Here is a 12,715-nt window from a genome sequence, read left to right as displayed (position 1 = left end):
CAGCCCCGGCAAACAGCGGAGGCCTAATTTCTTTCGCTATATTAATAAGCGTGTATTGCGCAATAGGGTAACACAATCGACTTTTTCCCCCTATATTCAGCACACTTATCCTTTAGTGCTGGCTGATAATGTGTTGCCGGTGGGGTGAGTTACAAACATGTCACTTCATCAAGAGATTTTAAGGTGTATTCACTTATGTGATGTGCCAGAGATTGCGTGGTCAAATCACTTTTATTCACCGCCATGTCGTCACTCAAGATTTGTACTTTAACATTGCCGTTTTCCTTGGTGATTAATGCCATCGCATTACCTACTCGCACCTCACCATCATTAATAGTTCGATTTTGGTTGTAATCAAATACACTGGGATTGCCTTCAACCTGTTCGCCATGCCCGCAATAGGTTAAAGAGTAGAAATCAAAGTTATTAGCTAAAAAATTGACCAACATTTGGTTATTTGGCATTGAGTCGAGTTGAATATTTTGACTGGCATTCAATGCACTGTGTGCATCGATAATTGAACGAACACCATCACTACTTGTTTCCCACTCTGAGGTGTCATTTCCATTTTGCCCCGCATGGTAAATAAAAAAGGCATTATTTTTAATAGCATAGGCCATAGTACAGCCAGACAACTCACCTGCACTAATTAACCATGTTGACCCCTCCTCAATCTGCGATAAATCAAATTGGCAGCCGATAGTTCCCCTGTCGCCATTATCGACAGTGAGTACTTTCAAATTGTCATCAAAATGCTGCTGATTAAAATAATTACCGAGAGGTAACCCTGGAATTAATTCTGCGGACTGAGTGGCTGACCCCATGAAATACGTTATCCCAGGATGGGGTTTGGCTGTGTTCTTAACCACCTGTTGCGCCTTGCTATCAAAATGCACTTGGTTAATCCTCATCGGCAGGTTTGTATTAGCTTTACTGGCCGCAATAACCCCCTTGCCCACCAAAGGCTCAATATTTCCGCTCATAATTGCTTTTTTATCATTTGTCAGTATTAAGCGCTGCTGAGGTGTGACCTCAGAAATTACATGATTAAATTTTGTATCTTGACGAAAAGCCGCTGTCGCGGCCAGATGAGAGCCAACAATGACATGGCTTTGTTGCACCTGTTTGCGCAGATTGCTGCCCGGATTATTTGGCTTATTACGAATGCTTTTGATATTTTTTAAAATTGATTTTTTTGCAGTATCGCGCTGTTTTTTTATATTGTGTGATTTAGTGGAAAGCCCGACGGGCGAATGGTGAACACGGCTAATTCTTTGAGCCACCACACTTTTAGCGCCCTCGCCATCATCCGTTGTACGATGAAAATTATAATCTGATAATAATCTGTATGTATCACTTCTATTGATATAGCTCATTTTTTCTCCATGATTCATTTAGCTACGAGCATTGCGCCATATGATGGAGTACCCAAATACAGATTCCGGACGTGGTCGTAGTCATAACCGCCAACAGATTAATATCGATTTAATGAAAAAACTTACATAAAACGATAGCGACCTAATTGCTATACCCTAAATAATTCAATCTGTTGGACGGTAGTCAGGAAGGCTCTCACTTTATTTCATTCAATAAAATCGAACAAAGAACGCAAAATATTGCGCTATCACTAATAGAGAAAGTTGAATAAAGTGTATCTCATTGAAAGGGCGTATCGCCTAAGTCTCTGTTACCTCTTAAGGAATTACGATGAGCAAAGTTCTGGTTCTGAAATCAAGCATTCTGGCAACTTATTCACAATCTAACCAATTAGCTGACTTTTTTGTTGAACAATGGAAAGCGACTCACGCGGGTGATGAAATCACAGTTCGTGACTTGGCTGCTCAGCCGATTCCGGTATTAGATGGCGAACTGGTAGGTGCTTTACGCCCTTCAGACGCGGCGCTGACACCACGCCAACAAGAAGCGCTGGCCCTTTCTGATGAACTGATTGCCGAATTGCAAGCTAATGACGTGATAGTGATGGCTGCGCCAATGTATAACTTCAACATTCCAACTCAGTTGAAGAACTACTTTGACCTGATTGCTCGTGCTGGCGTGACTTTCCGCTACACCGAAAAAGGCCCAGAAGGCCTGATTACTGGCAAACGCGCGATTATTTTGACCAGCCGCGGTGGGATTCATAAAGACACCCCGACTGACCTGGTTGTTCCTTACCTGCGCCTGTTCCTCGGCTTTATCGGGATTACCGATGTCGAGTTCGTGTTTGCAGAAGGTATTGCTTATGGCCCTGAAGTGGCGACCAAAGCACAAGCTGATGCTAAAGAGTTACTGACTCAGGTTGTTAGCGCTTAATGAATGACTTTTGCGCCAAGGCGGGTGTCTTCGCTAATGCGTAACTGAAGTAACCTTGTATTACCCTCGTATTACCCAAGAATTAATTTCATTATTGCGCGCCTTCGGGCGCGCTTTTTTATGCTCAGACACCCAACTCTGTTGCTATCAGCGCTGCATCCACTGGCCGTTAATCCCACGCACATATTCCCCCGCCGCTGCGCGGTTAACAAGTTTTTGCCCCGCCAGCTTGGCGACATCCTCAGTTGAAATATGATTTTTCTGCGCCACTTCTTGATATTTATCAGCTCTGGCGATATTGATTTGCTCCACCAGCGCCAGTGTTTCAGCATCTTTCTTCACCGGAGCCAAATAACCACTCAGCGTTTCGCCCACCCGACCTTGCTGCTTTGCCTGTTCTAAGGTCAGGGCAAAAGCCGCAACACTAAACAGCAAACTGCCGCTCAGCACCAGGCAACCCAATATCACGCGAATTAACTTTTGCGTATCACCAATCCAGCCTGAAGTTTGCTTTTTCATTATGGCCCCTTAAAATAGATTGGATTGATTTTTAAGCAAATTTTCCACATCTTTGTCCACTCTGATCTGGATTTCATGCTCAATCTTGACGTTCATATTGATAGTGATCGGTTTTTCCGGGGTTGCAACTTCAAGGCGTAGACAGCCGCTGAGCATAAAAATACCCAGCACGATTGCCACACGTTCCCATGTTAAGATCTTCATTCCTTCGCCCTCGCCGGTATAGATGCTGTTGGTCTCAACGAAATAGTTTGCTGTAACCATTCTTGTAAATTGTCACCAAAACGTAGGCTACGCCAGAGCTGGAAGACATTTTCCTCGTGCTTGTAATTGAGCACTATCTCTCGTTTTGAATTTTTCTGTGTATTAACACCATGAATCTTTGAACGCAACGTCAATTGGCCCAGATTATCGAGACTAACCGTGGCATAAGACTGGTAAATCTCCATATAACGTAGCCAATCAATCGCCGCACCGGCCACAAAATTACTTTCACCAATTGAATTTGCCAGATCCGGGTCCAAGCGCAGTGTCACCATACCATCATTCGCTATCCAGCCATTGCGCACCAGCCACTGCGGATTATTGAGATAAAGCGGCAATTCGCCATTCACTTTTCCAGACATAGCCAGTTGCTTCGGTTTCAGAACAGTAAATAATTCACTGAGATCAATGGCTTTTAATTTTAACACTGCCGCATCATGCTGTGGCAAGCGCAAAGCAGATAAACTCAGATGCCCTTTCAGAATATCCATGCCAACGTTGCTTAAGGTCAATGGGGCTTTCTCTGAATAAGGATAAGTCCCCTGTAAATCCGCAGTGATATTTTGCATTTCAAACAAGTTGGTTATTGCGGCAATTCGCAGCATAACCGGCTCTTTCGGCCCCAACTGCCAGTGATGATTTTCTAAACGATAAGACATCACAAAGTCCAAACCGCTCAGTTCACCGTCTTTCAGCCACATCCCGCCATTATTCACCACCCAATGGCCACCCGCGGTAAAACCTTGATCGCGCGCGGCGGAAAATGCAGCTTGGGCATAAAGCTCGCCATCACGCAGTTTAATCCCCAATTCTTCGGCAATAAGGGGTTGGAATACGGTTAGCGACTGTTTTGGCCACCAGCCATCACCGCGTAAGCGCTCGCCATCCCACCGACCGCGTAATGCAATAGGCCCAATCGCCTGCGCTTGTAAATTCCCTTGCCACAAAAAGCTGTCTGGGCCACGGCCATTCAGTTGCAGCGACAACACCGCGGGCGGCAAATAACCGCCACCATCACTGAATGCCACTTTTTTCGCCCCCAACTCAAGCCCGGCAATAAAGGCCGGATGATGGTTATCTCGTTGCCAGGTCAGGGGTTTGACTAAGGTCAGCCGTGGCGCTTCGACCTTAACTAACCCATATTGCAGCCGGTCAAAACCGGTCGAGAGTTTATCGACAGTAATTAGCGTCCCTTGCCAGCGCCCTTTCCCCGCCATATCCCAGCGCGCGGCCAAGGGTGGCAGACGGCCATTGCCCCAGTACCGCCATTGCCATTGACCTTTATCGGGCCAAAATTCTTGTGCCTGACCATCAAGATGCAGATTGAAATTGCCCCAATAGCTATCCTGCGCATCAACAATGGCCTGTAAACGGCCAGTTACCCCCGCAGACGTGACCTTGACCCCCGCTAAAGGCCAGCGCGCATCTCTGATACGCAATTCTGGCGTCACGTTACCATGCGCGCGCAGTAAAGCGCCGGGATGTAACACCCAGGTCGGGTTTAGTATCGAGCCACTGAGCAAGCCGGGAAGAGTGGCATTCAATATCATGTTTTCCAGATTGGCTTGCCCGCTGAGCTGGAATTTTAAATCGCTGTTTATCATGCTCAGGTTGCCCGGCCCAAGAGTCAGGACGGCATTACCTTTGCCGCTTTTCCCCGAAGTGATAACATTAACTCGGGCCTCAATCGAGGTTTGATCCAGCCCTTGATCCCAATCATACAATGCCAGATTAATGCCTCCACTTAAGGGTTGCTGAGCATATGGCCATTGCCATTGGCCGTTGGCTATCTGAATTTTGTTCGGCGCGATACTCCAAGGCAACCGCGCCAGTGGGGCATCATCACCGCGCTCAGTCAGTGTTAAAACGCCCTCTTGCTGTTGCCAACTCAAATTCAGTAATAATGGTTTAGACAGATAGCCGGTGGTCAATACACCGTCGAGCGCACCTTGTTCTGGCCAATCATCCAATGACAGCGGAATTTTAATTTTGCCACTTAATTCAAAAGGTTGTGGTGTGCCGGGCACCGCAATAGAGAATTGATGCAGACTAAGTTGCTGTTCCTCATCCAGTGTTGCGGTAAAGCTCAATTGTTGGCCCTGATAACGCAACTCTTGGGTGAGTTTTTTATTATCTGATGATGTGAGGGGCTGCTTACCCACGAATGTCAGTTTACCGGCGTATTGCTGCCACGGCGTAATCTGCACATTGCCGATGTTCAGATCAAACGCAGACAGTTGCTGTTGCCAATAGGCTAAATCTTGCGGCGCACTTTCACCACTGTGGGGTAACTTGCTCAAACAGGCCGTATCCACGGCGACAGTATTCGCCCCTAACTGCCAACGCCCGTGGTCGTAACCCACACTCAATTGGTTAATATTGGCCAGCGTGCAATTTTGTACCCGATAGCTCAGTTGTGCGATACGCAATGCGCCAGCATGCCAAACTGGAGGGCGGGCCAAGACAAGTTGGCTCCCCGCGGGCAACCAATATTGTGCAATTTTCGGTAACCACTGCGGCAAAGTTTTCCATAATACCGCCAGAGAAATTGCGCTGATTAATATCAACCAACCCACTATTTTTGCGCATTTAGTCATGACTTGCCTTGTTTTCTCACCAACCCAACATCCTGTGCGCTTTAATCGCGCTAAGCTAAACTACATCTTCAACACGCTAAAGTGCTGCACAATACCATAATAAATAACCATGCTCTTGTAACTCACCCTGAACGACTGCCATTGAAAATTGGAATGAAAACCTTACCTCATTGGCATAGGAAAGTTACAAACGCCCTCTTTAACTTATCATTGTGGTGAATTGTATGATTTATTCGAATCTGTTAGATTGATCACAATATTATGGCGGAGAAATCATGATGAAATTAGCCGTTTACAGTACTAAACAGTATGACCGTAAATACCTCGAATTGGTCAACAAAGATTTTGGCTTTGAATTAGAGTTTTTCGATTTTCTGTTAACCCCCAAAACAGCAAAGATGGCTGCGGGCTGTGATGCGGTATGTCTTTTCGTCAACGATGATGGTTGTCGCGCAACATTGGAAGAATTAAAAGAAGCCGGTGTTGAGATTCTGGCACTGCGCTGCGCGGGTTTTAATAATGTGGATTTGGTTGCGGCGAAAGAGCTGGGTATTCAGGTGGTTCGCGTCCCGGCCTATTCACCTGAAGCGGTGGCTGAACATACCGTCGGTATGATGATGAGCCTCAACCGCCGTATTCACCGCGCTTATCAACGCACCCGTGATGCCAATTTCTCTTTGGAGGGCCTGATTGGTTTCAATATGCATGGCCGCACTGCGGGGATTATCGGTACCGGTAAAATTGGTGTCGCCACCATGCGCATTTTAAAAGGCTTTGGTATGCACTTGCTAGCCTATGACCCTTACCCAAGCCAGGCTGCACTGGAACTGGGTGCGGAATATGTTGACCTCAAAACCCTGTATGCCAAATCTGATGTTATCTCGCTGCATTGCCCGATGACGCCAGAAAACCATCATTTGCTCAATAAACAATCTTTTGAACAAATGAAAGACGGCGTGATGATAATCAACACCAGCCGGGGTGGTTTGATTGACTCTACAGCGGCAATTGATGCGTTAAAACAGCAAAAAATCGGCTCGCTTGGCATGGATGTGTATGAAAATGAACGCGATTTATTCTTTGAAGATAAATCCAATGACGTGATTCAGGATGACGTTTTCCGTCGTCTGTCCTCTTGCCACAACGTGTTATTTACTGGGCATCAGGCATTCCTGACGGAAGAAGCACTGACCAGTATTTCTACTACCACCATGCAGAATATTACTCAATTGAAAAAGGGCGAACATTGCCCAAATATCATCACGGCCTAATTATCCATTAGTGTGCTAATGAGAGGGTGTTTTCGCTACGCCCTCTCACAGCAAAAGGGTTAGCAAGCACTCGGAAATAGGGCCGTCTGTCAACGAGCTGGGCATGCGCCGCGCATTAACGCCGACTCTTCACAACGTTTGCCATCTGATAACTGGCACATTCCTACACTTACGCCGTTGAGCTGTTTGGCAACCGTCAAAACACCCCCCGCATTAGCACAATTGACGGCAGCGGGATTAGACATATTAATATTATGATGAACATTGGCACTGGTGGCTTGTTGTACTGGTTCGTAGGCATCATTGTTATTTAAAGCTGTATCTGTTGAATCATTGCTGCTGCAAGCGGCTAAAAAGAGCACAGCTACGCCCACAAACCAAGATAATGCTTTCATTCTTTTGCTCCGGCATGAGGAATATATAGCGCTATAATAAACTCATATAATAACTGTTATAATTAAAACACAACACAAATAAGCACAATACGCTAATTTAATTTAGTGCGGATCCGCGTTGATATATCAATCAGAGAAAAGAATCAAACACCTACAGGTGGTACAAAAATAAAATGGGAATAATTATGATCACTGATTTACTACTGCGAATTACCCTGGCGGGTGCATTGGGGGGATTGATTGGGCTTGAACGTCAACTACGAGCTAAAGATGCCGGGCTACGGACTCATATTCTGGTCGGCATTGGTAGTGCGATGTTTATGATTGTTTCAAAATATGGTTTTGAAGATTTACTGACATTAGAACACGTCAGTTTTGACCCCAGCCGTGTCGCGGCGCAAGTCGTCAGTGGCATGGGTTTCCTCGGTGCCGGGACTATCATGATTCAAAAGCAGATGGTCAAAGGCCTCACCACTGCCGCCGGGATGTGGGTAACTGCCGCGATAGGTCTGGTGATTGGGAGTGGCCTGTATGAGATTGGTATTTATGGCACGATGGTGACGTTAATCGTGCTGGAGATCTTCCGCCAGTTGAGTAATCGTTTTATCGGCCAGCACCATTTTATTTCGATTAAACTGCTCGCCGACAGTGTGCCACGTATTTTAATTGCCATGCAAAAATTGCAATTGCACCCCATCAATCTGTCAGTTACCCACAAACCTGAAAAAGGTGAACACGATTGTGAACTCATGATGGAAGTGACATTGCCACCAAGAAAAAGTCTGGACCAACTGTATGAGAAGTTATTGGCAGTCGAGGGAATACATCAGGTCGAGATTAAATAGTTGGATTATATGTACTACTGATTAACGTTTTATTTATCCCCTTTCCGCGTTATCTCTCCACTCACGATAACGCGGAAAAGTAGGGATACCCGCATGCCGGTTGAGATGATTAATGCATCGGTGTCTTTGAAAGCAAATTAATCACCAAAACACCGGCAATAATTAATGTCATACCGGCAATCGCCGCCCAATCTAATTTCTGCTGATACATGAATGTCGCCGCCACTGATACCAGCACAATCCCCAATCCAGACCAAATGGCATAAGCAATCCCCAATGGCATGGTTTTGACTACCTGTGATAGCCCCCAAAAAGCGATGCCGTAGCCAATCACAACCACGATTGAGGGCATCAGACGGGTAAAGCCATCAGAGGCTTTTAACATCGTGGTTGCTACCACTTCGGCAACAATCGCCATCATTAAATACATGAAACCACTCATTACCGCTCTCTCATTTTTGTTCTACATTGAGTCAACATTATGCCCGCCGATGATTAAATGGTCATTAAATCTATTGACACTTCACAATTATTTCACAAATAAACTTACCCCCAGCGCAATTATTGCGCGCTGTAGTACTGAGTGGTATCCGATTACAATTAGAAAACTATTTCTAATTGTAATCATTATTATCTGAAACCCGCGATATACCTTTTGCGCTGCTATTCATCTTATTCACGATATCACTTTTCAAGCCAGCGCCACACAAATGCGATAACTGGCAAAAATACTCTCTGCTAGAATTTGCCTATTAGTTCAAATAGCCAGATAGCGGTCAGAGACTGCCCCATTAACACTTTTTGTTTCTGCATGACAAGCAATGTGAAGGTATAAATTAATGATTACAACTGACGGTAACAGTGCAGTCGCTTCTGTGGCCTATCGTGCCAGTGAAGTTATTGCTATCTACCCTATTACACCCAGTTCCACCATGGCCGAGCAAGCCGATGCCTGGTCAGGTGATGGTAAAGTCAATATTTGGGGTGATGTTCCCCGCGTGGTTGAAATGCAGTCTGAGGGGGGGGCCATTGCGACGGTGCATGGCGCGCTGCAAACCGGGGCGCTATCGACCTCGTTTACCTCATCGCAGGGATTGCTGTTGATGATCCCAACACTCTACAAACTGGCTGGCGAACTGACACCGTTTGTCCTCCATGTTGCGGCCCGCACCATCGCGACCCACGCGCTGTCTATCTTTGGTGACCACTCTGATGTCATGGCCGTGCGCCAAACTGGCTGCGCAATGCTGTGCGCCAGTAGCGTACAGGAAGCTCAAGATTTCGCGCTGATATCTCAGGTAGCAACACTTAATAGCCGCATTCCATTTATTCATTTCTTTGATGGTTTCCGCACCTCACATGAAATCAATAAAATCGTGCCGCTGAGTGATGACACACTGCGCCAGTTACTGCCCCAAAAAGGGATTGATGGCCACCGCAGTCGCGCGCTTTCGCCAGATCATCCCGTGGTACGCGGCACCTCAGCTAACCCGGATACCTATTTCCAGTCTCGTGAAGCAACAAACCCTTGGTATAACAATACTTACCAGCATGTTGCTGATGCCATGCAGGCATTTGCTGAGGCCACCGGGCGTGAATATAAGCCGTTTGAATATTACGGCCACCCGCAGGCAGAGCGCGTTATCATTCTGATGGGGTCAGCGAGTGGTACCTGTGAAGAAGTGATTGATAGCCTGTTAACTCGCGGGGAGAAAGTTGGCGTGCTGAAAGTGCGATTATTCCGCCCCTTCAGTGCTGAACACCTGCTGAGTGTCTTGCCACAGTCGGTGAGCAAAATAGCCGTATTGGACCGCACCAAAGAACCGGGTGCGCTGGCCGAGCCACTTTATCTCGATGTCATGACTGCGCTGGCGGAAGCCTATAGTCGTGGCGAGCGCGCAACACTGCCAAAAGTCATCGGAGGCCGCTATGGGCTGTCTTCCAAAGAGTTTGGCCCCGACTGCGCCTTGGCAATATTCAAAGAATTGTCTCTTGAACTGCCCCGCCCGCGCTTTACCGTGGGGATTTTTGATGACGTAACCGGCTTGTCATTGCCACTGACGGATGAAAAAATTGAACAGCGCGCCACATTGGAAGCTCTGTTCTATGGTCTGGGCAGTGACGGTTCGGTCTCTGCAACAAAAAATAACATCAAGATTATCGGCAATAGCACCTCGCTGTATGCTCAGGGCTATTTTGTCTACGACTCGAAAAAGGCCGGCGGCCTGACCGTCTCCCATTTACGGGTCAGTGAAACGCCGATTAATTCGGCTTATCTGGTCAGCCAGGCTGATTTTGTCGGCTGCCACCAGTTACAGTTTATTGATACCTACCAAATGGCAGAACGCCTAAAACCGGGCGGTATCTTCCTGATAAATACACCGTTCAGTGCCGACGAAATGTGGCAGCGCCTACCACAAGAAGTTCAGGCGGTTCTTCATCAGCGCAATGCCCGCCTGTTTGTGATTAATGCGGCAAAAATTGCCCGTGAATGCAAGCTGGGCGCGCGCATCAATACTGTGATGCAAATGGCGTTCTTCCATCTGACTCAAATATTGCCAACTGCCATGGCGCAAGAACAACTGCGCGCGGCGATTGACCGTAGCTACAGCAATAAAGGGCCGGAAATTGTCACCCGCAACTGGCAAGCTCTTGATGCAACTCTAGATGCATTGGTCGAGATCCCACTGCAACCTATTGATGAAAACAGCCCGATGCGCCCCCCTATTGTCTCGGACCAAGCGCCTGATTTCGTGAAAACTGTTACCGCCACCATGCTGGCCGGGTTGGGAGATGCATTGCCTGTCTCTGCTTTCCCACCTGACGGCACCTGGCCGGTGGGCACCACTCAGTGGGAAAAACGCAATATTGCCGAAGATATTCCTATCTGGCAGCCGGACCTGTGTACTCAGTGTAATCACTGCGTGGCGGCCTGCCCGCACTCAGCCATACGTGCGAAAGTTGTCCAACCTGACGCCATGTCAGCGGCCCCAAGCAGCTTACAATCGCTGGATGTGAAAGCCCGCGATATGCGCGGACAAAAGTATGTATTACAAGTTGCTCCTGAAGATTGCACTGGATGTAATCTTTGCTATGAAGTTTGTCCGGCGAAAGACCGGCAAAACCCTGAAATTAAAGCCATTAATATGAAGCCACGGCTGGAACATTTGGCGGAAGAAAAAGCTCACTATGATTTCTTCCTTAAGTTGCCGGAAATCGATAAAACGCAAATGGAACGTATCGACATCCGCACTTCACAACTGATTTCACCGCTGTTTGAATATTCCGGTGCTTGCTCAGGTTGTGGTGAAACGCCATACATTAAATTGCTCACCCAGCTGTATGGCGATCGTCTATTAATTGCCAATGCGACCGGTTGCTCTTCAATCTATGGCGGCAATCTACCCACCACACCTTATACCACCAACGCCGATGGCCGTGGCCCGGCATGGGCAAATTCACTGTTCGAGGATAACGCCGAGTTTGGTTTGGGCTTCCGCCTGACGGTTGACCAACATCGCCAGCGGGTCACTCGCTTAATCAACCAACTGGCCCCACAGCTGCCGCCGGAATTGGTTGAACAGTTGCTTAATGAGGATGCGACACCTGAAGTTCGCCGCGAACAAGTCAGCCAACTGCGCCAAGTGCTACAGGGGATCCCAGGAAATGATGCACAGCAATTAGCAACCGATGCAGATTATCTGGTGGATAAATCCATTTGGCTGATTGGCGGTGACGGCTGGGCCTATGACATCGGGTTCGGCGGCTTGGACCATGTGCTTAGCTTGACCGAAAATGTCAATGTATTGGTGCTCGACACCCAGTGCTACTCCAATACCGGTGGGCAGCAATCCAAAGCCACGCCGCTAGGAGCTGTGACCAAGTTTGGCGAACACGGTAAACGTAAGGCTCGCAAAGATTTAGGCGTCAGCATGATGATGTACGGCCATGTGTATGTCGCGCAGATTTCGCTGGGGGCGCAACTCAACCAAACTGTTAAAGCTATTCAGGAAGCAGAAGCCTACCCCGGCCCGTCGCTGATTATCGCGTACAGCCCTTGTGAAGAGCATGGGTATGATTTGGCCTACAGCCATGACCAAATGAAGCAATTAACCGCCACCGGTTTCTGGCCTCTGTATCGTTTCGACCCACGTCGCGCCGATGAAGGAAAAATGGCTTTGGCGCTGGATTCTCGCCCACCAAGCAGCGATTTGACGACGACATTGCTCAATGAACAGCGTTTCCGGCGGCTCAACACCCAAGAGCCGGAAGTTGCAGCGCAGTTGTATGCTGCGGCTGAAAAGGATCTGAAAAAACGCTATGACTTCCTCAGCTTGTTAGCGGGTAAAACGGAGAAAGCGCCAACTGAGTAACCGCTTGATTAAATAAGTCAGACCCACCAGCCGGCCAGTTTTTTACTGACTGGCTGGTGGTTAATGACCGAGTATCAGCAACTAGGGGAATCAGCCGGTCATTAAGACACAATGAACGACTCTCTGGGAGCGGATTGA

The 12,715-nt window shown here is 47.5% G+C and carries 10 protein-coding genes; 4 read left to right on the top strand and 6 right to left on the bottom strand.

From position 1 onward, the window contains the following. Positions 1-149: 149 nt before the first annotated feature. Positions 150-1,376: a cytotoxic necrotizing factor Rho-activating domain-containing protein gene (locus F0T03_RS10455; protein ID WP_246169946.1), complete on the bottom strand. Its 1,227-nt coding sequence runs from the start codon at positions 1,374-1,376 to the stop codon at positions 150-152. A gap of 331 nt (positions 1,377-1,707) precedes the next feature. Here F0T03_RS10455 and azoR point away from each other — a divergent pair, with 331 nt between their 5' ends. Further along, positions 1,708-2,313: an FMN-dependent NADH-azoreductase gene (gene azoR, locus F0T03_RS10450; protein WP_145553548.1), complete on the top strand. Its 606-nt coding sequence runs from the start codon at positions 1,708-1,710 to the stop codon at positions 2,311-2,313. A 147-nt stretch (positions 2,314-2,460) separates the two neighbouring features. Here azoR and F0T03_RS10445 read toward each other — a convergent pair whose 3' ends face one another. The 3 genes from F0T03_RS10445 to F0T03_RS10435 are packed head-to-tail and all read right to left on the bottom strand — an operon-like array spanning position 2,461 to position 5,693. After that, positions 2,461-2,832, bottom strand: a complete 372-nt coding sequence (locus tag F0T03_RS10445) for a YdbL family probable chaperone protein (protein WP_159678220.1) — start codon at positions 2,830-2,832, stop codon at positions 2,461-2,463. A 9-nt stretch (positions 2,833-2,841) separates the two neighbouring features. Continuing rightward, complete coding sequence (locus tag F0T03_RS10440) at positions 2,842-3,036, bottom strand: YnbE family lipoprotein (RefSeq protein WP_145553552.1); 195 nt, start codon at positions 3,034-3,036, stop codon at positions 2,842-2,844. After that, the gene (locus F0T03_RS10435; protein ID WP_159678218.1) at positions 3,033-5,693 is read right to left on the bottom strand and encodes a YdbH family protein; all 2,661 of its coding nucleotides are present in this window, start codon (positions 5,691-5,693) and stop codon (positions 3,033-3,035) included. The genes F0T03_RS10440 and F0T03_RS10435 overlap by 4 nt, the downstream gene beginning before the upstream one ends. A 278-nt stretch (positions 5,694-5,971) precedes the next feature. Here F0T03_RS10435 and F0T03_RS10430 point away from each other — a divergent pair, with 278 nt between their 5' ends. Next, positions 5,972-6,964 (top strand): 2-hydroxyacid dehydrogenase, encoded by a 993-nt coding sequence (locus F0T03_RS10430; protein WP_159680813.1) that lies wholly within the window; start codon positions 5,972-5,974, stop codon positions 6,962-6,964. Positions 6,965-7,053: 89 nt separating this feature from the next. Here F0T03_RS10430 and F0T03_RS10425 read toward each other — a convergent pair whose 3' ends face one another. After that, positions 7,054-7,359 carry a putative hemolysin gene (locus F0T03_RS10425; protein WP_159678216.1) on the bottom strand — a complete coding sequence of 102 codons (306 nt, stop codon included), beginning with the start codon at positions 7,357-7,359 and terminating at the stop codon, positions 7,054-7,056. A 185-nt stretch (positions 7,360-7,544) separates the two neighbouring features. Here F0T03_RS10425 and F0T03_RS10420 point away from each other — a divergent pair, with 185 nt between their 5' ends. Next, on the top strand, positions 7,545-8,204 hold the full coding sequence (locus F0T03_RS10420) for an MgtC/SapB family protein (protein WP_159678214.1): 660 nt from the start codon (positions 7,545-7,547) through the stop codon (positions 8,202-8,204). A 109-nt stretch (positions 8,205-8,313) separates the two neighbouring features. Here the strand turns inward: F0T03_RS10420 and F0T03_RS10415 are convergent, their stop codons facing one another. Further along, positions 8,314-8,646, bottom strand: a complete 333-nt coding sequence (locus tag F0T03_RS10415) for a DMT family transporter (RefSeq protein ID WP_025378329.1) — start codon at positions 8,644-8,646, stop codon at positions 8,314-8,316. 397 nt (positions 8,647-9,043) lie between these two features. Between F0T03_RS10415 and nifJ the strand changes: the two genes are divergently transcribed. Further along, the gene (gene nifJ / locus F0T03_RS10410) at positions 9,044-12,577 is read left to right on the top strand and encodes a pyruvate:ferredoxin (flavodoxin) oxidoreductase (protein WP_159678212.1); all 3,534 of its coding nucleotides are present in this window, start codon (positions 9,044-9,046) and stop codon (positions 12,575-12,577) included. The last annotated feature ends 138 nt before the right edge of the window (positions 12,578-12,715 follow it).

This window comes from Yersinia canariae (genome assembly GCF_009831415.1).
GTDB lineage: Bacteria > Pseudomonadota > Gammaproteobacteria > Enterobacterales > Enterobacteriaceae > Yersinia > Yersinia canariae.
This window is presented reverse-complemented; position numbering and strand designations above follow the sequence as displayed.